The following is a 21,009-nucleotide window of genomic DNA, read 5'->3' as shown; positions in this document are numbered from 1 at the left end:
CGACACTCGCCAAAGGAGCCCCGTGCAGGGAGCAGTCAGCGTCTCACCCGCCCAGATCCCCGAGCTGCTGCTCGGCCTGGCGACCGTCCGCCCGGTGTTCCTCTGGGGCGCTCCCGGCATCGGCAAGTCCTCCCTGGTCCGGGCGTTCGCCGAGTCGCTCGGCCTGGAGTGCGTGAGCCTGGTCGGCACCCAGCTCGCCCCGGAAGACCTGATCGGCGTCCCGCAGCTCACCCCGGAGGGCCGCTCCCGGTTCTGCCCGCCCGAGCAGATCGCCCGCGACGAGCCGTACTGCCTGTTCCTGGACGAGCTCAACGCGGCCGGCCCGGACGTCCAGAAGGCCTTCTACTCGCTCATCCTGGACCGCCGGATCGGCTCGTACGAGCTGCCGCCCGGCTCGATCGTGATCGGCGCCGGGAACCGCGCCACCGACGGCGCGCTCGCCCGCCCGATGGCGTCCGCACTGGTCAACCGCATGATCCACGTCCACCTGCGGGCCAGCGCCGAGGACTGGCTGCACTGGGCGGCCGGCGCCGGCATCCACCCCTGGGTCGTCGACTACCTCACCGACCGGCCCGACCACCTGTGGTCCGCCCCGCCGAAGTCCGAGGAGCCGTTCTCCACCCCGCGCGCCTGGCACATGCTCTCCGACGCGCTGCACTCCTTCGGGCCCACCCTCGACGAGGGCACCCTCAAGATCCTCGCGTACGGCCTGCTCACCCCGCAGCACGCGGTGGCCTTCTGCGGCTACGCCAAGATCGTCCGCAACTCCTACGGCCTGGAGGCGATCCTCAAGGGCGACGCCCGCTGGCCGCACCGCGTGGAGGACCGCGACCTGCTCTACTACCTCGCCGACGCCTTCCGCGGCCGGCTCGTCAAGGAGCTGCCCGCCGGCAAGGAGCACGCCTCCGGGGCGCAGCGGCAGACCGCCTTCCGGGCCAAGTCGCTGCTGGTGCAGCTCGCCGAGATCTCGGTCGAGGTCGCCCAGACGGTGATCGCCGACGGCGCGGACGGCAATCCGGTGCTGCCGTCCTGGTTCCTGATCGAGGCTGCCCGGGACATGCCCCGGCTGGTCGAGGCCCGCCGGTGAAGCGCACCGCGGCCGGCCGGAAGAAGCCGGATCCGGGCGCGGAGATCTTCGCCGAGGGCGTCCAACTGCTGCGCCGCAACCCGGCCTTCGCCGCCCTGAAGGCCGGGTTCTGCCGCCGCGACGACTGCGGGCACGCCCCCGTCGGCGGCTGGGCGGTGGTCGACTCCGACGGCACCGTCCACGTCAACCCGCGCCGCCGCGCCGAGCCCGAGGAGTGGGCCTGGGTGCTGGCGCACTGCCTGCTGCACCTCGGCTTCGGCCACGTCCCGGCCGCCCGGGGCACCCGCGTCCAGCCCGACGCGTACGAGACGGCCGCCCGCTGCGCGGTGGTCAACCGCTTCCTCGCCACGTTCCCGATCGGCCGCGCCCCGGTCGTTCTCCCGCACGAGTACCCCGGCGGGGACGAGGAGGAGCTGGCCGGCCGCTGGCGCCGCGACGGCCTGCCGCCGGCCGGCACCGCCGGGGCGGACGGCACCGCGGGTGCCGTCGCCGACCAGCTGCTGGTCGAGTGGACGGGCCACGGGCAGCACCCGGAGGACTGGTCCGCCGCCTTCGCCGCCGCGCTCACCCGCACCATGTCCGCCGCGATGGACCGGGCCGGCGGCCGGATCGACGAGCAGACCGGCGCCCGCCTGCCCGAGCGGCCGTGGACCAGGGCGCTCAACTGGTTCGTCTCGTCCTACCCGCTGCTGGGCGGCATCGCGGCCGGCCTCACCGTCGTCGCCGACGCCGAACTCGCCCGCGCGCACGACATCTCCATCGCCGCCGTGAACGCCGACGCCGGGGAGATCTACGTCAACCCGCTGCGCCACTTCACCGACGAGGAGTGGCGGTTCATCCTCGGCCACGAACTGCTGCACGCCGCCCTGCGGCACGGCGAACGCCGCGGCGGGCGCGACCCGTTCCTGTACAACGTCGCCGCCGACTACGTCATCAACGCCTGGCTGCTGGAGATGGGCGTCGGCGACATGCCCGACGGCCTGCTGCACGACCCGCAGCTGAAGGGCCTGTCGGCCGAGGAGGTGTACGACCGGATCGTCCGCGACCAGCGCCGGATCCGCCGGCTCGCCACCCTGGCGGGCAAGAACCGCCCGGACGTCCTCGGCACACCCCTCGACCGCGGCCCGCGCGACTACGTCGACCTCGACGACTTCTACCGGCGCGGCCTCCAGCAGGGCTTCGAACTGCACCAGCGCGAACGCGGGCTGCTCCCGGCCGGGTTGGTCGAGGAGATCCGCGCACTCGCCCACCCGCCGCTCCCCTGGGACGCCCAACTGGCGCGCTGGTTCGACGAGTTCGTGCCGAGCCCGGAGCCCGTCCGGAGCTACTCCCGCCCGGCCCGCCGGCAGTCCGCCACCCCGGACATCCCCCGGGCCGGGCGCTACCACCCGGAGGAGGAGGTGCCGCGCTGCACCTTCGGGGTGGTGCTGGACACCTCCGGCTCGATGAGCACGGTGCTGCTCGGCAAGGCGCTCGGCGCGATCGCCTCGTACGCCACCGCCCGGGACGTTCCCGCGGCCCGGGTGGTGCACTGCGACGCCGCCCCGCACGACGCCGGGTACGTCGCGGTCACCGAGATCGCCGGCCGGGTCCGGATCCGCGGGCGCGGCGGCACCGTCCTGCAGCCGGGGATCGACCTGCTCGAACGGGCCGAGGACTTCCCGCCCGGGGCGCCCGTCCTGGTCATCACGGACGGCGAGTGCGACGTGCTGCGGGTGCGCCGCGAGCACGCCTACCTCGTCCCGCGGGGCGCCGGGCTGCCCTTCACCCCGCGCGGGCCGGTCTTCCGGATGACCTGAGGGGCTTCCGGTCCCGGACGTGCCGGGGTGCGTCAGGCCAGCGCCACGCGGGGCGCACCGCCGAGCCGGACGAGCGGCGCCAGCGCCACCAGGTAGCAGCCGGCGGCCAGCGGGATCAGCGCCAGGTCGGCCGCCGACGCGACGGTCCCGACCACCATCAGCACCGGGCTCCACCAGCGCAGCGTCCGGGCCGCGCCCACCGAGGCGGCGATCAGCAGCGCCAGCAGGCCGACGTAGAACAGCAGCGGGCCGACCTTGTAAACCGCCGCGAGCACCCCGGGGACGGCCTGGACGCGATCGAACATCCGCGACTGGTCGGCCTTGTCCGCCGCCGCCAGGCCGACGACCAGGTCGATCCCGATCTGCGCCAGCGAGGCCGCCAGGCCGGCGAACGCCGTCCCCAGCGCGGCGCCCGCTGCCAGCCGCCCGGCCATCGTGCCGCGAGGGGCGATCAGCCGGCGCAGGGCGAGGAAGACCGGGGCGAACAGCAGCAGCCCGGCGAACATCGCGGTGTGGCCGGCCGTCCAGCCGAGGCCCGGCTCGCGGGAGCCCGGCACCAGGCGGATGCCGCCGTACAGCGCCATCAGGGCGGGGGCGCCGACGACGGCGTAGGCGGTGCGGCGGGCGGTCCGTGCCGGGTTCTGCGAGGCGTTCATCTGCGGTCTCCTGTGGTGTCCGTGCTTGCTGCGTTCCGACACCACAGATGCTGTCCGCCGGGTCCCTCATCACGGATCGCCCGCGTCGGCGAACTCCCCGCCTCCCCCGTACGAAGGAGCCTGCCCGGCCGCGACCGCTCAGCCCCGACCGCTCAGCCCCGACGGCCCAGCGCCGCCCACTCAAGCCCCGCAGTCCTGCCCGCTCAGGCCTCCCCCGCCACCACCGCCCCGGCCTCGTACGCGAACACCACCGCGTGCACCCGGTCGCGCAGCCCCAGCTTGCTCAGCACATTGCTGACGTGCGTCTTCACCGTGTGCTCGCTGACCACCAGCTCCGCCGCGATCTCCGCGTTCGACAGCCCGCGCGCCAGCAGCCGCAGCGTCTCCTGCTCGCGCAGGGTCAGCTGCTCCAGCAGCTTGGACGGCGGCCGCACCGCCCGGTCCGGCGCGCCCGGCCGGCGCGCGGCGAACTCGCCGATCAGCCGCTTCGTCACCGACGGCGCGAGCAGCGCCTCCCCCGAGGCGACCATCCGCACCCCGTGCGCCAGGTCGTCCCGCCGGACGTCCTTCAGCAGGAAGCCGCTCGCGCCCGCGTACAGCGCGTCGAAGACGTAGTCGTCGATGTCGAAGGTGGTCAGCATGATCACCTTGGTGGACGGGAACTCGGCGCACACCCGGCGGGCCGCCTCCAGCCCGTCCATCACCGGCATGCGGACGTCCAGCAGCAGCACGTCGGGGCCGTGCTCGCGCACGGCCTCGACCGCCTCGGCGCCGTCGCACGCCTCGGCCACCACCTCGATGTCCGGCTGGGCGTCCAGGATCATCCCGAACCCGGCCCGCACCAGTTCCTGGTCGTCCGCGACGACCACCCGAATCGGCGTCATCCGCCCACCCTCTCCGCCACGCCGGCCGCCCCCAGCGGCAGCCGGGCACTCACCAGGAAGCCCTCGCCGGCCGGCCCGGGACCGGCCTCGGCACGCCCGCCGCAGGCCGCGGCCCGTTCCCGGATGCCGACCAGCCCGCGCCCGCCGGACCAGCCGCTCACCGCACGGTCGGCGGCCAGCGGCACCCCGCGCCCGTTGTCGGAGACGACGACCTCCAGCACCTCCTCGGCCCGCCGCACCCGGATCGCGGCCCGGTCGGCACCGGAGTGCTTGACGGTGTTGGTCAGCGCCTCCTGCACGATCCGGTACGCCGCCGCCTCCACGTCGGCGGGCACGGCGCCCAGCCCGTCGGCGAGTTCGAGCTCCACCCGCAGGCCGGCCCGGCGCACCCGCTCGGCCACGTCGGCGAGTTCGGCCAGCCGGGGCTGCGGCGCCAGCTCCGGGCCTGCCCCGTCCTCCTTCAACACCCCGAGCACGCGCCGGAGTTGGACCATCGCGTCGCGCCCCGCGTCGGCGATGGTGTCGAACGTGCTGATCGCCCGGTCCGGCTTGCTGTGCACCACCAACGGGCCGGCCTCGGCCTGAATCACCATCAACGAGACGGCGTGCGCCAGGATGTCGTGCATCTCCCGCGCGATCCGGGCCCGTTCCTCCGCGACCGCCCGCGCGGCCTCGCTGGCCGCCCGTTCACCGGCCTCCCGGGCCCGCTCCGCCTCCACCCGGGCCAGCTGCCGCTGGGCGCGCACCAGCGAGCCGAAGACGAACGAGCCGACGGAGGTCAGCAGGCTGAAGAGCGTGCCGTTCGGCGAGTGGGTGCCGATCACGTTGCCGACCACCACCACCGTCAGCACCGACCAGCGCGCCCGGTCCGAGCACCGCTCCGCGACCGTGTAGATGCCGATCACGCCGGCCAGCGGCACCTGCGCGTTCGCCGAGTGCGCCACCACCGACAGCGTGACGAAGGCCGCACTGCTCGCTGCCAGCACGGTCAGCGGCGCCCGCCGCCGCCAGGGCAGCGGCAGCGCCGTCGAGACCGCCACCAGGTAGACCCACCAGGGCCACGCGGTGTCGTCGTTGTACACCGCCCAGATCGAGATCCCGGCCGACGCCACCGCCAGCAGCGAGTCCAGCACATACGGACTCGGCCCCGCTGACCACGTCCGCCGGCGCACCGCTCCCACCACCGTCGATCCCTCCCCGTAACCGGGGACGCCGCCCCCGCGGAGAAGATCATGCCCTACCGGCAGGACCTCCGGTACGGCCCGGTCAGACACCGCTGACCGTCACACCGCCGGTGTCGGCCTGCGCGGTGATGCTGTGCGGCGCCCCCGCCCGGGACGGGACACCGACGTCCACCCCGCCGACCTTCGCGTGCGCATCCACCGCGTACGCCTCCCCGGCCGGCACCTTCAGCCGCACCCCGCCGGTCGAGGCCTTCGCCTCCACCTTCGTCGGCGCCGCCGCGAAGGTGGCCTCCACCCCGCCGTTCCCGGCGTTCAGCCGCGCCTGCGGCGAGGTCAGCCCGGTCGCCTCGACCCCGCCGGTCTGCACCGTCGCGTCCACCTCACCGGCCAGCCCGACCAGCCGCACCCCGCCGGTCTCCTCGCTCACCCGTACCTTCGTCCCGGCCGGCACCTCCACGCTGTACCCGACCCCGCAGGAGCCGCAGTCGTACGTCAGCCGCAGCACGCCGTCCTTCACCTCGTGCGTGGTGCGCGGCGCGCCCCCCTTGTACTTCTGGTCCTCGGTCACGTGCACCGCCGTCCCGCCGCCCGTGACGACGACCCCGCCCGTGTGCCCCTCGATCACCAGCTCCTGGACGGAGTCCGTCACCCCGTAGCCGACCGTCCTGTGCTCCGGCTCGTCGCCCCCCGGCAGACACGCCGACATCCCGAACAGCACGGCCCCCGTGATCGCCATTGCACCCAGCACCCGCTTCATTCCCGGCCCCTTTCACAAGCCCTGTCATCCCGACACCGAGAACTCTCACGGACCGACCCCTTCCCCCACCTCCCTCCCTGGAGCGGTTCCCGCCCCTCCCCCGCACGAGGGAGACACGAGGGAGAAACGCCCCCGGGGAAAGCCGAAGGGCCCGGAGGCAAAAGCCTCCGGGCCCTTCGATTTGTAGCGGGGACAGGATTTGAACCTGCGACCTCTGGGTTATGAGCCCAGCGAGCTACCGAGCTGCTCCACCCCGCGTCGGTAAACACGACCTTACGCGAGTTCGTCCAAGAAACCTAATCGGTTTCCTCCGGGCCCCCGGAACGCCGCAGGGCGGCCACCCCGGATGGGGTGACCGCCCATGCGGTCCGGGCCCGTTGTCGGGCAAGGAGGTGACTCAGCCGGTGTACGGGCCGTAGTCGTAGTCGTCCAGCGGGACCGCCTGGCCGGAGCCGGCGCCGAAGGGCGACAGGTCGTAGTCGTCGTAGCCGACGGCCGAGTACATGGCGGCCTTGGCCTCCTCGGTCGGCTCGACCCGGATGTTGCGGTAGCGGGGCAGACCCGTACCGGCCGGGATGAGCTTACCGAGGATGACGTTCTCCTTGAGGCCCAGCAGCGGGTCCGACTTGGCGTGGATCGCCGCGTCGGTGAGGACCCGGGTCGTCTCCTGGAAGGAGGCGGCCGACAGCCAGGACTCGGTGGCCAGCGAGGCCTTGGTGATACCCATCAGCTGCGGACGGCCGGAGGCGGGGTGACCGCCCTCGGCGACCACACGACGGTTCTCGGTCTCGAAGCGGCCGCGCTCGACGAGCTCGCCCGGGAGCAGCTCGGCGTCGCCCGACTCGATGATCGTCACACGGCGGAGCATCTGCCGGATGATGATCTCGATGTGCTTGTCGTGGATCGACACACCCTGCGAGTTGTAGACCTTCTGGACCTCGGCGACCAGGTGGACCTGGACGGCACGCTGGCCCATGATGCGCAGGACGTCGTGCGGGTTGGTGGCACCCATGGTCAGCTTCTGGCCGACCTCGACCGCCTCGCCCTCGCTGACCAGCAGCTTCACACGCTTGGAGACCGGGTAGGCGATCTCGTCGGTGCCGTCGTCCGGGGTGATGACGATCTTGCGGGTCTTCTCGGTGTCCTCGATCCGCGCCCGGCCGGTGGCCTCCGAGATCGGGGCCACACCCTTGGGGGTACGGGCCTCGAAGAGCTCGACGACACGCGGCAGACCCTGGGTGATGTCGTCACCGGCCACACCACCGGTGTGGAAGGTACGCATCGTCAGCTGGGTGCCGGGCTCACCGATGGACTGGGCGGCGATGATGCCGACCGCCTCACCGATGTCGACCAGCTTGCCGGTGGCCAGCGAGCGGCCGTAGCAGAAGGCACAGGTGCCGACGGCCGACTCACAGGTCAGGATCGAGCGGGTCTTGACCTCGCTGATGCCGTGGCGGATCAGCTCGTCGATCAGCACGTCACCGAGGTCGGTGTTGGCGGTGGCCAGCAGCTTGCCGTCGACGGTGATGTCCTCGGCGAGCATGCGGGCGTACACGCTGGTCTCGACGTCGTCGGCCTTGCGCAGCACGCCGTCGGCGCCCACGGAGCCGATCGCCAGCTTCAGGCCGCGCTCGGTACCGCAGTCCTCCTCGCGAATGATGACGTCCTGGGAGACGTCGACCAGACGACGGGTGAGGTAACCGGAGTCGGCGGTACGGAGGGCGGTGTCGGCCAGACCCTTACGGGCACCGTGGGTGGAGATGAAGTACTCCAGCACGGTGAGACCCTCACGGAACGACGCCTTGATGGGTCGCGGGATGGTCTCGTTCTTGGCGTTCGACACCAGACCACGCATACCGGCGATCTGGCGCATCTGCATCATGTTTCCACGAGCACCCGAGTCGACCATCATGAAGATGGGGTTCGTCTTCGGGAAGTTCGCGGCCATGGCGTCCGCGACCTCGTTGGTCGCCTGGGTCCAGATGCCGACGAGCTCCTGCTTGCGCTCGTCGTTGGTGATCAGACCGCGCTCGTACTGCTTCTGGACCTTCTCCGCCTTCGCCTCGAAGCCCTCCAGGATCTGGGGCTTGCTCGGCGGGACGATGACGTCCGAGATCGAGACGGTGACACCCGAGCGGGTCGACCAGTGGAAGCCGGACGCCTTCAGGTTGTCCAGGGTCGCCGCGACGACGACCTTGGGGTAGCGCTCCGCCAGGTCGTTGACGATCGCGGAGAGCTGCTTCTTGCCCACCTCGTAGTCGACGAACGGGTAGTCCTCGGGCAGCAGCTCGTTGAAGAGCGCGCGGCCCAGGGTGGTGGTCAGGCGGAAGGGCTCGCCCTCGAACCAGTTGGTCTGGCCGTCCTCGTCGACCGGCGGGGTCCAGCCACGGGGCGGGACGGTGCCGGCGCCGAGGCGCAGCTCGATCGGGGCCTGGACGTCCAGCTCGCGGGCGTCGAAGGCCATGATCGCCTCGGCGGTCGACGAGAAGGAGCGGCCGGCGCCCTTCACGTTGTCGCGGTCCGAGGTCAGGAAGAACAGACCGAGCACCATGTCCTGGGTCGGCATGGTGACGGGGCGACCGTCGGCCGGCTTCAGGATGTTGTTCGAGGACAGCATCAGGATGCGGGCCTCGGCCTGCGCCTCCGCGGAGAGCGGCAGGTGGACGGCCATCTGGTCACCGTCGAAGTCCGCGTTGAACGCGGTGCAGACGAGCGGGTGGATCTGGATGGCCTTGCCCTCGACCAGCTGCGGCTCGAAGGCCTGGATGCCGAGGCGGTGCAGGGTGGGCGCACGGTTCAGCAGGACCGGGTGCTCGGCGATGACCTCTTCGAGCACGTCCCACACGACCGGGCGCGCACGCTCGACCATGCGCTTGGCCGACTTGATGTTCTGCGCGTGGTTCAGGTCGACCAGGCGCTTCATCACGAACGGCTTGAAGAGCTCCAGCGCCATGGCCTTGGGCAGACCGCACTGGTGCAGCTTGAGCTGCGGGCCGACGACGATGACCGAACGGGCCGAGTAGTCGACGCGCTTGCCGAGCAGGTTCTGGCGGAAACGACCCTGCTTGCCCTTCAGCATGTCGCTGAGGGACTTCAGCGGGCGGTTGCCCGGGCCGGTGACCGGACGGCCGCGGCGGCCGTTGTCGAACAGCGCGTCGACGGCCTCCTGGAGCATGCGCTTCTCGTTGTTCACGATGATCTCGGGGGCACCGAGGTCGAGCAGGCGCTTCAGGCGGTTGTTGCGGTTGATGACGCGGCGGTACAGGTCGTTCAGGTCGGAGGTCGCGAAGCGGCCACCGTCCAGCTGCACCATCGGACGCAGGTCCGGCGGGATGACCGGGACGCAGTCCAGCACCATGCCGTTGGGCTTGTTGGTGGTCTGCAGGAACGCGGAGACGACCTTGAGGCGCTTGAGCGCACGGGTCTTCTTCTGGCCCTTGCCGGTGCGGATGATCTCGCGCAGGCGCTCGGACTCCTCCGCCAGGTCGAAGGTCTCCAGGCGGTCCTTGAGGGCCGCCGCGCCCATCGAGCCGGAGAAGTAGGTGCCGAAGCGGTCGCGCAGCTCGCGGTAGAGCAGCTCGTCGCCCTCGAGGTCCTGGACCTTGAGGTTCTTGAAGCGGGCCCACACCTCGTCGAGGCGGTCGAGCTCGCGCTGCGCGCGGTCGCGCAGCTGCTTCATCTCGCGCTCGGCGCCCTCGCGCACCTTGCGGCGCACGTCGGCCTTGGCGCCCTCGGCCTCCAGCTCGGCCAGGTCGGTCTCGGCCTTCTTGGCACGGGCTTCGAGGTCGGAGTCGCGGCGGTTCTCGATCTGCTGACGCTCGACCGAGACGTGCGCCTCCAGGGACGGCAGGTCGCGCTGGCGGCGCTCGTCGTCGACCCAGGTGATCATGTAGGCGGCGAAGTAGATGACCTTCTCGAGGTCCTTCGGCGCCAGGTCGAGCAGGTAGCCGAGGCGGGACGGCACACCCTTGAAGTACCAGATGTGCGTGACCGGGGCGGCCAGCTCGATGTGGCCCATCCGCTCACGGCGCACCTTGGCGCGGGTCACCTCGACGCCGCAGCGCTCACAGATGATGCCCTTGAAGCGGACGCGCTTGTACTTACCGCAGTAGCACTCCCAGTCCCGGGTGGGGCCGAAGATCTTCTCGCAGAAGAGGCCGTCCTTTTCGGGCTTCAGGGTGCGGTAGTTGATGGTCTCCGGCTTCTTGACCTCGCCGTGCGACCACTGGCGGATGTCGTCGGCGGTGGCCAGGCCGATGCGGAGCTCGTCGAAGAAGTTGACGTCAAGCACTGGTCGTCAAGCCCTCTTTCGTAAGTCGAGAGTCGTTCATGTGGTCTGAGGGGGGCCTGGGGGCGGGCCGGCTGCTCGTGGGGGCAGCCGGCCCAGCCTCCGTCAGACCTCTTCGACGCTGCTCGGCTCGCGCCGGGACAGGTCGATGCCGAGCTCCTCGGCGGCGCGGAACACGTCCTCGTCGGAGTCCCGCATCTCGATGGACTGGCCGTCCGAGGACAGCACCTCCACGTTGAGGCAGAGCGACTGCATTTCCTTGATGAGGACCTTGAAGGACTCGGGAATGCCGGGCTCGGGGATGTTCTCGCCCTTGACGATGGCCTCGTAGACCTTCACGCGGCCGAGCACGTCGTCGGACTTGATGGTGAGCAGCTCCTGCAGCGCGTAGGCCGCGCCGTACGCCTCAAGGGCCCACACCTCCATCTCACCGAAGCGCTGACCACCGAACTGCGCCTTACCACCGAGCGGCTGCTGGGTGATCATCGAGTACGGGCCGGTCGAGCGGGCGTGCAGCTTGTCGTCGACCAGGTGGTGCAGCTTGAGGATGTACATGTAGCCGACCGAGACCGGCATCGGGAACGGCTCGCCGGAGCGGCCGTCGAACAGCCGGGCCTTGCCGGTGGAGTTCACCAGGCGCTCACCGTCACGGGTGAGGGTGGTGTTGTCCAGCAGGCCGGTGATCTCGTCCTCGCGGGCGCCGTCGAAGACCGGGGTGGCGAGGTTGGTGCCGCCCTGGACGGTGTCGGCGCCGATCGCCTGCAGACGCTGGGCCCACTCGTCGGCGAGGCCGGAGACGTCCCAACCCTGCTTGGCGAGCCACCCGAGGTGGATCTCCAGGACCTGTCCCGGGTTCATTCGGGACGGGACACCCAGCGGGTTGAGGATGATGTCGACCGGGGTGCCGTCCTCCAGGAACGGCATGTCCTCGACCGGCAGGATCTTCGAGATGACGCCCTTGTTGCCGTGACGGCCGGCGAGCTTGTCACCGTTGGTGATCTTGCGCTTCTGGGCCACGTAGACGCGGACCAGCTGGTTCACGCCCGGGGGCAGCTCGTCGCCCTCTTCGCGGTCGAAGACGCGGACGCCGATGACCTTGCCGGACTCACCGTGCGGGACCTTCAGCGAGGTGTCGCGGACCTCACGGGCCTTCTCACCGAAGATCGCGCGGAGCAGGCGCTCCTCCGGGGTCAGCTCGGTCTCACCCTTGGGCGTGACCTTGCCGACCAGGATGTCGCCGGTGACGACGTCGGCGCCGATGCGGATGATGCCGCGCTCGTCGAGGTCGGCGAGGACCTCCTCGGAGACGTTCGGGATGTCCCGGGTGATCTCCTCGGGGCCGAGCTTGGTGTCACGGGCGTCGACCTCGTGCTCCTCGATGTGGATCGAGGAGAGGACGTCGTCCTGGACGAGGCGCTGCGACAGGATGATCGCGTCCTCGTAGTTGTGACCCTCCCACGACATGAACGCCACGAGCAGGTTCTTGCCGAGGGCCATCTCGCCCTCGTCGGTGCACGGCCCGTCGGCCAGCACCTGGCCGGTCTCGACCCGGGCGCCCTCGTCCACGAGCACCTTCTGGTTGAAGGCGGTGCCCTGGTTGGAGCGGGTGAACTTGGCGGCGCGGTACGTGGTGTACGTGCCGTCGTCGTTGGCCACGGTGACGTAGTCGGCCGAGACCTCCTGGACGACACCGGCCTTCTCAGCGGTGATGACGTCGGCGGCGTCGACGGCGCAGCGGTACTCCATGCCGGTACCGACCAGCGGGGCCTCGCTCTTCAGCAGCGGCACCGCCTGACGCATCATGTTCGAGCCCATGAGCGCGCGGTTGGCGTCGTCGTGCTCGAGGAACGGGATCATGGCGGTCGCGACCGACACCATCTGGCGCGGCGAGACGTCCATGTAGTCGATCTCGGTGCCCGGGATGTAGTCGATCTCGCCACCACGGCGGCGGACCAGGACACGCGGCTCGGCGAAGGTCAGCTCCGCCGTCAGCGGGGCGTTGGCCTGCGCGATGACGTAGCGGTCCTCCTCGTCGGCCGTGAGGTAGTCCACCTGCTCCGTGACGACACCCTCGATGACCTTGCGGTACGGGGTCTCGATGAAGCCGAAGGCGTTGACCCGGCCGTACGAGGCCAGCGACCCGATCAGACCGATGTTCGGGCCTTCCGGGGTCTCGATCGGACACATGCGGCCGTAGTGCGAGGGGTGCACGTCACGGACCTCGAAGCCGGCGCGCTCACGGGAGAGACCACCGGGGCCGAGGGCGGACAGACGGCGCTTGTGGGTCAGGCCCGACAGCGGGTTCGTCTGGTCCATGAACTGCGACAGCTGGCTGGTGCCGAAGAACTCCTTGATGGAGGCGACGACCGGCCGGATGTTGATCAGGGTCTGCGGCGTGATCGCCTCGACGTCCTGGGTGGTCATGCGCTCGCGCACGACGCGCTCCATACGGGCGAGACCCGTACGGACCTGGTTCTGGATGAGCTCGCCGACGTTGCGCAGGCGGCGGTTGCCGAAGTGGTCGATGTCGTCGACCTCGACCACGATGTCGCGGCCGGCGCCGTCCTGCCACTCGGTCTCACCGGCGTGCAGCTTCACCAGGTACTTGATCGCACCGATGATGTCGGGCTCGGTGAGCACGCCGGAGTCCAGCGACTCGGCGTTGCCCAGCTTGCGGTTGACCTTGTAGCGGCCGACCTTGGCGAGGTCGTAGCGCTTCGGGTTGAAGTACAGGTTCTCCAGCAGCGTCTGCGCGGCCTCGCGCGTCGGCGGCTCGCCCGGGCGCAGCTTGCGGTAGATGTCCAGCAGCGCGTCGTCCTGGCCCTGGGTGTGGTCCTTCTCCAGGGTGTTGCGCATGGACTCGTACTCGCCGAACTCTTCGAGAATCATCTCGTTGGTCCAGCCGAGCGCCTTGAGCAGCACGGTGACGGACTGCTTGCGCTTGCGGTCGATGCGGACGCCGACCATGTCGCGCTTGTCGATCTCCATCTCCAGCCAGGCACCACGCGAGGGGATGACCTTGCAGGAGTAGATGTCCTTGTCGGACACCTTGTCCAGGGTGGAGTCGAAGTACACACCCGGGGAGCGGACCAGCTGCGACACGACGACACGCTCGGTGCCGTTGATCACGAACGTGCCCTTGTGGGTCATGAGCGGGAAGTCGCCCATGAAGACCGTCTGAGACTTGATCTCACCGGTCTCGTTGTTGGTGAACTCGGCCGTGACGAAGAGCGGAGCCGCGTACGTGAAGTCGCGGTCCTTGCACTCGTCAATCGAGTTCTTCGGCGGCTCGAAACGGTGGTCGCGGAAGGTCAGCGACATCGACCCACTGAAGTCCTCGATCGGGGAGATCTCCTCGAAGATCTCCTCCAGACCGGACTTGGTGGGGACGTCGAGACCGTTCTCCAGCGCCTCCTCGACCCGGGACTTCCAGGCCGCGTTGCCGAGCAGCCAGTCAAAGCTCTCGGTCTGCAGGGCCAGGAGGTTCGGGACCTCGAGGGGCTCCTTGATCTTCGCGAACGAGACGCGGAGCGGGGCGGTGGATGCGGCGGAATTGTTCGAGGCGTTGCGCGGCGCGGCCAAGAGGGGGGTCCTTCCGAGGGCTCGGAGCTCACTACGCGCGTACCAGCCGGGCCTGCTTGGGCTTGGTCCCGCCTCCCTCGCCACTGGCCTCTGCCGGGATCGAAACCCAGGTCAGAGTCGCTTTGCGGAGGCGATGCCAGACCCCTTCAGGGCAACGCAAACTCCGGGCGACGAGTCACGGAGCAGCTAACAGGCAGCGCAAAGGGACAGTGTAGCCAAAGGGCACACTGCTGTCCAGCTCTGATTCGGAAACCGAATCGGAGACTCCTCCCGGTAGCCGGCGGACGCGGACGCCCACCGGTACTGCTCTGGTACTGCACCGGCCCGGGCACTGCCCGGGCCCCATAACTCACGTGGAGTCATTTCCCGCCGGAGGGCTGGTTATGCATCCAGCCGCAAACCAACCGGGCGGACTCGCGCCTTGAGAATCGCGCGCCTCGCCTGGTTCGTCAAGGGCCCGCCTCCGGTGCGGACCTCGACCCGTTCATCGGCCGGGAACCCCCCGGCGTTACAGAAGCCGTGGTGGGGGCTACTCCCGATGACGGTGATCACCATACCCGTCCGCACCGACAGTGCCGAGTGAGCAATCGGCCACACCGGTGTATCCCCGCCCTACGGGCGGCCCTGCGCCGGGAACGCGAAAAGGCCGGGCCGACCACCCGCAAGGGTGATCGGCCCGGCCTCAGGCCCCCTCAGAGGGGGCGAGAAGTCACTTGACGGTGACCTTGGCGCCGGCACCCTCGAGGGCGGCCTTGGCCTTCTCGGCAACGTCCTTGGCAACCTTCTCCAGGACCTTGGCACCAGCGGTGTCAACGAGGTCCTTGGCCTCCTTCAGGCCGAGGGAGGTCAGGGTGCGCACCTCCTTGATGACCTGGATCTTCTTGTCGCCGGCGCCATCGAGGATGACGTCGAACTCGTCCTGCTCCTCAACGGCCTCAACGGCGGCAGCAGCGCCACCGGCGGCGGCAACGGCGACCGGGGCGGCGGCGGTGACGTCGAACTTCTCCTCGAAGGCCTTCACGAAGGCAGCGAGCTCGATGAGGGTGAGCTCCTCGAACTGCGCGAGCAGCTCGTCCTGGGACAGCTTCGCCATGATGGCGTCCTTCCACTAAATCGGCAGGTGGTGCCGTATGTACGGGTTGGGCGGGCACGGGCCCGCAGCGAGGCGTGAGCCTGCCGAATTACTCGGCGGCGGCGTCCTCGGCGGCGGGAGCCGGCGTACCGGCACCGCCCTGCTCGACCTTGTCGCGCAGCGCGTCCACAGTGCGGACGAGCTTCGACGGCAGGGCCTGGAAGAGCGCGGCAGCCTGGGACTGCTTGGCCTTCAGGGCACCCGCCAGCTTGGCGAGCAGCACCTCGCGGGACTCAAGGTCCGCGAGCTTCTTGATCTCATCGGCGGACAGCGCCTTACCGTCAAGGACACCGCCCTTGATGATGAGAGCGGGGTTGTCCTTGGCGAAGTCACGCAGAGCCTTCGCCGACTCCACCGGGTCACCGGTGACGAAGGCGACAGCCGTCGGACCGTTGAACAGGTCGTCGAGCTCGGAGATCCCGGCCTCATTGGCCGCGATCTTGGTCAGCGTGTTCTTCACCACGGCGTACTCGGCGTTCTCGCCGAGGGAGCGACGCAGGGTCTTGACCTGCTTCACCGAGAGACCGCGGTACTCGGTCAGCAGCGCCGCGGACGAGCCACGGAACTTGTCCGTGATCTCGGCGACGGCAGCAGCCTTGTCGGGCCTTGCCATAGGCTTACGCCTCCTTCCGTGATGTCGAAGTCGGGCCGACCGTGAAAGTCGACCATTCGCACCGCGGACCGGCCGGACGGAAGGAAAGCTCCTGCGAAAAGCAGATGAGCCCCGGTGCGCAGGCGCACGGGGCTCGACACGACCTCGACGGGCTGTCGCGCGAACGCGGAACCCGGAAGTCGAAGCTCCAGACACACCTGCGCGGGCTGCCTGCGACGAATCGCAGATCCTTCGGCCACTGTCTCCCTCACGGGCACACAGTGACAACCAGCGGTCTTTGGCTTCCGCCACAGTAGCCGGACTCCGCCGTCCGGGGCAAATCGCCCCTGATCAGCCCCTGAGGTGGGGGCCGGCGGCTGAGGGCTAACGGGCCAGCGGGGAGACCGTCCGGGTGCCGGTGTCCACGGTGTCCGTCTCGGCGGGGGCCTGCACCGAGAGCAGCGCCCCGGCGAGGTCCGTGTAGAGCACCGAGTCGTCCGCCCGGCCGGTGTCCCCGCTGCCGGTGCGCTGGAGCTTCACCAGCTGGTCCTTGTCGTTCAGCCAGAGGTCCAGGGTGAGCGAGATCGAGCCGCCCGGGGCGAGCGCGGCGCGCAGCCCGTCCCGGCGGGCCTGGGTCAGCTGGGTCTGGACGGTCGCGTACTTCTCGGCGGTGGTGGTGACCCGGTAGTGCTCGACCGTCGAGTCCTCGAACTTCTCCTCGCCGACGAACCTGGCGTCCGCGCCGTCGGCGGTCGCGGCGGCCAGCGCCTCGACCGGGTTCAGCAGGTCGATCAGGCCGGCGTACGGCACCTCCCGGTGGCCGTCCGGGTCCGGCGGGACGGCGAAGCGCTCCCAGTGCCGGCCGCCCTGCCGGACCGCGGTGGCGGCGTCCCCGCCCTGGTAGGCGACGGTGTCCACGACGATCAGCTGCTCGGCGTCGGCCGGGGTGGAACGTTTGATCTGGAGCGCCGTCTTGGGCTGCCAGAACAGCGGCCCGGCGCCGGCGTCGGTGCCCAGCCGGTAGCTGACCTTGGCCCGGCGGGCGGTCTGCATGGCCAGCTGGGCGGAGAGCAGGACGCCGTGCGGCGACCGGTCGGTCGGCTTGGCCGGCCCGGTCGGGGAGGCGCTGGTCGGGGTCGGGCTGCCCGAGGGGGTGGGCGACGTGTCGCCGCCCCCGCCGCACCCGGTCAGCCCGGTCGCCAGCAGCACGACGGCCGCCAGGGCCGCCAGCCGCTGCCGTCCCGCCATCGCCTTCCCCTTTCACCCGGTCGCCGCCTCGGCGGCCTCTGCTTTCCGGCCACCTTGCCACCCGGCTCCGGGTCAGCTTGCGGCGCCCCCCTTGTCCAGCTTCGCCAGCTCGGACGGTTCCACCGTGTCGGCCGGGTCCGGCGCGGCGGTTGTGACCGGAGTGCCGTAGTCCGAGTAGGTGACGGTGACCTTGAACGGGCCCGACTTGGTGTCGCCCTGCTCCGCGCGCTTGACGACGAGCTGGTCGGCGTCCACCCAGACGTCGATCTGCTCGCTGGCGATGCCGGCCGCGGCCAGGTTCTTCCGGGTCTGCTCCAGCTGGTCGTCGGTCAGGCCCTTGCCCGCGGCGTTCGCGATGTCCGCCTGGGTGAGCTGGCCGGTGTAGTGGGTGGCGGGCTTGCCGTTCACCGCCTCCTGGCCGACCTCGGTGACCTTGCCGGAGGCGATCAGGTTCCGCACGCCCTGGACCGGGTCGGCGTTCTTGAGCTGATCGGCCCCGCCGCCGGAGGCCTTGGCCATGGTCGCCTTGTCGTAGTGCAGCCAGTGCCGCCCGCCGACGGCCTGGACCGCGTTGCCACCGAGGCGCAGGTACATCGCGTCCTTGGTGTAGCGGTACGGGGCGGACTCGCCGCCGGTGAGGGCCGACAGGACCTTGCCGAGCGGGGAGCCGGACATGTCCATCGTGACGTCGCCCTGGAGGCCGTCGGCCCAGGAGACCGCGCCCTGGCCGGTCATGGTCGTCCCGGCGACCGAGATGTCCTCGCTGATCTTCGCGGACTTCGCCGCGCCGGTCTTCCGGGTGACCTGCTCCAGGAAGGCCGCCGGGGTCAGCTTGGCGGGCGCGGCGGCCGACGTGGTCGGCGCGGCGCCGGTCGGTGCCGTGGTGCCCGCCGCGGCGGAGGACGGCGGCGCGGCGGCGGTCTTGTCGTCGTTGTTGTCGTTGCACGCGGTCGCGGTCAGCGCCAGCGCGGCGAGCACGACGGCTATGGCGGTGTTACGGGTTCCGGCCATGGTTCCCCCCTTTGAGAACCCCCGGGCGCACAGCGCGCCCGGGGCGACAGCCAGTGGTGTCCCGGACCCTCGTGGGCTCCGGGTTCGTGGATCGGGCGGGCTCAGCCGAGCAGCTTCAGGATGTCGGTCTCGGCGCCGAGGTCGCCCGCGGCGGGTACCTCGATCTTCGCCGCGGTGCCGAGGCCCGTGTACTTCACGGTGACGGCGTCGTGCTCACCGTTCTTGTCGCCGTACTCCTGGAACTGGACGAGCTCCTGCTTGGCGTTGAGCCAGAGGTCGACGGTGATCTTCTTGCCCTCCGCCTCCAGGGACTTCTGGACGGCCTGGCGCTGCTCCGGGGTGAGCCCCGACAGCCCCGCCACCATGGCGGAGGCGTCCTCCGTCGCCCGGACGTGCGTGGTCTGCACGCCGTCGAGGGTCTCCTGGCCGACCTTGGCGGGCTTGCTCCCCGCGGCCAGGGTCAGCTGGACGACCGGGTTCACCATCTGGCTCATCAGCAGGATGCTGGCGCCCATCTCGTTCGGGCTGGACAGCTTGATCCAGTGCTTCCCGCCCAGCGCCGCGGCCTCGGCGTCGCCGCCGCCGAGGTAGACGTCGGTCCCGACCACCCGGATGCGCATCTTCTTGGTGTCCATGTCGCCGGTCATGTCGACGGACGTCTTGCCCGGGTCCTTCCAGTCCGCGACGCCGTTGCCCGCGGTGTGGGTGGAGCCGTCCGGGGCGGTCATGGTGACCTTGCCGTTGCCGGCCTTCTGCATCACCAGCGCGGAGGCGGCCAGCGCGGCCTGCGGGTCCCCGCCCAGGGCCGCCGCCACCGCGTCCCCGGCCTTGGCGTCACCGCTCTTGGCGTCACTGCTCTTGGAGTCGTTGCCGCAGGCGGTCGCACCGCCGAGCAGTACAGCGGCCGTGACAGCGACCGAGGCGAGGCGCACAGCACGCATGGGAGTCCCCCCGTAAGATCCGAATGATCCATGGAAGAGCCGATTTTCAGCTTCTTCTCACGCGGACTCTAACGGATCGCCAGAACCGGCACGCAGGGGATATCCCCGCTCCCGTCAGCCGGTCGGGGTGGGCGTTCCGTCCGCCTCCCCGGGGGTGGAGACGTCGGTCGTGGTCACCACGGTTCCGCCGCTCCCCTGGGCCGTCTCGCGCAGCCGCAGCAGCCGGCCCCCGGGCCCGACCCAGACGTCGAAGCCGATCGCCGCGACCCCGCGCTGACGGTAGTAGGCGAGCACCACGGCACGGCGCTCTGGCGTCAACTCCTGGTAGGCGCCGAAGTAGTCGGCCACCGGCGCCGATCCCCGGTAGTGCGCGACCGTCGTTCCGGCGAGCTGCTCGCCGCCGAGCGAACCGAGCGTCCCGGACTGGGCCATGGCGTACGCCGTGCTGCCGGGGCTGGTGACCAGCCCGGTCATCCAGCCGCCCGCGTAGCCGCCCGGCTCGGCGCCCGCCCGGGGGTCCAGCGACTCGGCGGTGGCCCGGTCCGCGTGCTTGGTCGCGCCGCCCTGGTAGGCGAGGTCGAGCGCGCCGTCCCGGACGGTCAGCCGCCCGGTGCCCAGTTCGTCGGTGACGGTCAGGTCGCCCTCGTCCCGGGAGCCCCAGGCCAGCGTGCCGCTCGCGGTGCGGCGGCCGGCCGGGCCCTCCTCGGCCACGTCGATCCGGGCGCCGCCGGCGTCGTCCAGCGCCTGTCCGGCCGTGAGCACCACCTGCTTGGGCGGTATCGGCGCGTCGCTCCCGGGCGTGCGGTCGCCCGGGGCGGCCAGCAGGCTGCAGCCGGTGGTGGTGCCGAGCAGCAGCAGGACCGCCGCCAGGGTGGTGGAGCGAAGGGCGGGAGGCACGGCACACTCCGGCGGATTCGGTCACATGATCTGACCGGCCGAGCGTACGACGCGCCGCACAACGGTTCCCATCCGGCCCCGTCCCAATCCGGAAACGACGGCGGGCCCGCACTCCACAAGGGAGTGCGGGCCCGCCGTAACGGACTGCTTCAGAGCCGGATGGCTCAGACCGCGGCTGCGACCATTGGCCGGGATCCGCCGCTTCGCTCGCTTGCGCTCGCTCAGCGTCAGACCGCGGCCGGGTCCTCCTCGACGAGGAGGTTGCGGGTGCGGTTCGGGTCCACCAGGATGCCGGGGCCCATGGTGGTCGAGAACGCGGTCTTCTTGATGTAACGGCCCTTGGCGGCGGACGGCTTGGCGCGGAGCACCTCGTCCAGCGCGGCGGCGTAGTTCTCGACCAGCTGCTCGTCGGTGAAGGAAGCCTTACCGATGATGAAGTGCAGGTTCGAGTGCTTGTCGACGCGGAACTCGATCTTGCCGCCCTTGATGTCGTTGACAGCCTTGGCGACGTCCGGGGTCACGGTGCCGGTCTTCGGGTTCGGCATCAGACCACGGGGACCGAGCACGCGGCCGAGGCGGCCGACCTTGCCCATGAGGTCCGGGGTGGCGACGACGGCGTCGAAGTCCAGCTTGCCCTTCGCGACCTCGTCGATGAGCTCGTCGGCACCGACGATGTCGGCGCCCGCAGCACGCGCGGCCTCGGCACGCTCGCCGGTCGCGAAGACCAGGACCCGAGCGGTCTTACCGGTGCCGTGCGGGAGGATCACGGTGCTGCGGACCATCTGGTCGGCCTTGCGCGGGTCGACACCCAGACGCATGGCGACCTCAACGGTGCCGTCGAACTTGGTGGTGCTGGTCGCCTTCGCGAGGCGGACGGCCTCGAGCGGGGCGTAAAGGCGCTCGCGGTCGACCTGAGCGTCCGCGGCCTTCAGAGCCTTGCTGCGCTTCACT

Annotated in this window: 15 protein-coding genes and 1 tRNA gene; 2 read left to right on the top strand and 14 right to left on the bottom strand. The window is 70.6% G+C overall.

Annotated elements, in window-relative coordinates; genetic code table 11:
* The first annotated feature begins 22 nt into the window (after nt 1–22).
* Complete coding sequence (locus tag KV557_RS04600) at nt 23–1,087, top strand: ATP-binding protein (protein ID WP_218198339.1); 1,065 nt, start codon at nt 23–25, stop codon at nt 1,085–1,087.
* Nucleotides 1,084–2,886 (top strand): vWA domain-containing protein, encoded by a 1,803-nt coding sequence (locus KV557_RS04595; protein WP_218198338.1) that lies wholly within the window; start codon nt 1,084–1,086, stop codon nt 2,884–2,886. Before KV557_RS04600 ends, KV557_RS04595 begins: the two co-directional genes overlap by 4 nt.
* Nucleotides 2,887–2,918: 32 nt before the next feature.
* On the opposite strand, the gene KV557_RS04590 is transcribed toward KV557_RS04595, so the two are convergent.
* From KV557_RS04590 to rplA, 14 genes are all read right to left on the bottom strand, one after another.
* The gene (locus KV557_RS04590) at nt 2,919–3,542 is read right to left on the bottom strand and encodes a hypothetical protein (protein WP_218198336.1); all 624 of its coding nucleotides are present in this window, start codon (nt 3,540–3,542) and stop codon (nt 2,919–2,921) included.
* Nucleotides 3,543–3,745: 203 nt separating this feature from the next.
* Complete coding sequence (locus KV557_RS04585; protein WP_218198335.1) at nt 3,746–4,426, bottom strand: response regulator; 681 nt, start codon at nt 4,424–4,426, stop codon at nt 3,746–3,748.
* Nucleotides 4,423–5,559: a sensor histidine kinase gene (locus KV557_RS04580; RefSeq protein ID WP_218198334.1), complete on the bottom strand. Its 1,137-nt coding sequence runs from the start codon at nt 5,557–5,559 to the stop codon at nt 4,423–4,425. Before KV557_RS04580 ends, KV557_RS04585 begins: the two co-directional genes overlap by 4 nt.
* A gap of 133 nt (nt 5,560–5,692) precedes the next feature.
* Nucleotides 5,693–6,346: a hypothetical protein gene (locus KV557_RS04575; protein ID WP_218198333.1), complete on the bottom strand. Its 654-nt coding sequence runs from the start codon at nt 6,344–6,346 to the stop codon at nt 5,693–5,695.
* Nucleotides 6,347–6,551: 205 nt separating this feature from the next.
* Nucleotides 6,552–6,625 (bottom strand) — tRNA-Met (locus KV557_RS04570).
* Between the two features lie 139 nt (nt 6,626–6,764).
* Nucleotides 6,765–10,658, bottom strand: coding sequence for a DNA-directed RNA polymerase subunit beta' (locus KV557_RS04565; protein WP_218198331.1), 3,894 nt, complete (start codon nt 10,656–10,658; stop codon nt 6,765–6,767).
* Nucleotides 10,659–10,760: 102 nt separating this feature from the next.
* Entirely contained in the window at nt 10,761–14,237 is a 3,477-nt protein-coding gene (gene rpoB, locus KV557_RS04560; RefSeq protein WP_218198330.1) for a DNA-directed RNA polymerase subunit beta, read from the bottom strand.
* Nucleotides 14,238–14,946: 709 nt separating this feature from the next.
* Complete coding sequence (rplL, locus tag KV557_RS04555) at nt 14,947–15,330, bottom strand: 50S ribosomal protein L7/L12 (protein WP_218198329.1); 384 nt, start codon at nt 15,328–15,330, stop codon at nt 14,947–14,949.
* 88 nt (nt 15,331–15,418) lie between these two features.
* The gene (gene rplJ, locus KV557_RS04550) at nt 15,419–15,982 is read right to left on the bottom strand and encodes a 50S ribosomal protein L10 (RefSeq protein ID WP_218198325.1); all 564 of its coding nucleotides are present in this window, start codon (nt 15,980–15,982) and stop codon (nt 15,419–15,421) included.
* A 363-nt stretch (nt 15,983–16,345) separates the two neighbouring features.
* A complete protein-coding gene (locus tag KV557_RS04545; protein ID WP_218198324.1) occupies nt 16,346–17,209 on the bottom strand; it encodes a hypothetical protein in 864 nt (287 codons plus the stop codon).
* Between the two features lie 72 nt (nt 17,210–17,281).
* Entirely contained in the window at nt 17,282–18,220 is a 939-nt protein-coding gene (locus tag KV557_RS04540; protein WP_218198323.1) for a hypothetical protein, read from the bottom strand.
* 101 nt (nt 18,221–18,321) lie between these two features.
* Nucleotides 18,322–19,161, bottom strand: a complete 840-nt coding sequence (locus tag KV557_RS04535) for a hypothetical protein (RefSeq protein WP_218198321.1) — start codon at nt 19,159–19,161, stop codon at nt 18,322–18,324.
* A 114-nt stretch (nt 19,162–19,275) separates the two neighbouring features.
* Nucleotides 19,276–20,058 carry a hypothetical protein gene (locus KV557_RS04530; RefSeq protein ID WP_218198319.1) on the bottom strand — a complete coding sequence of 261 codons (783 nt, stop codon included), beginning with the start codon at nt 20,056–20,058 and terminating at the stop codon, nt 19,276–19,278.
* A gap of 227 nt (nt 20,059–20,285) precedes the next feature.
* Complete coding sequence (gene rplA / locus KV557_RS04525) at nt 20,286–21,008, bottom strand: 50S ribosomal protein L1 (protein WP_218198318.1); 723 nt, start codon at nt 21,006–21,008, stop codon at nt 20,286–20,288.
* Nucleotide 21,009: the final 1 nt, after the last annotated feature.

Source organism: Kitasatospora aureofaciens (assembly GCF_019192735.1).
GTDB classification, from domain to species: Bacteria; Actinomycetota; Actinomycetes; order Streptomycetales; family Streptomycetaceae; genus Kitasatospora; species Kitasatospora aureofaciens_A.
Note: the sequence above shows the minus strand (reverse complement) of the source record. Positions and strands in the feature narration are given on the sequence as shown.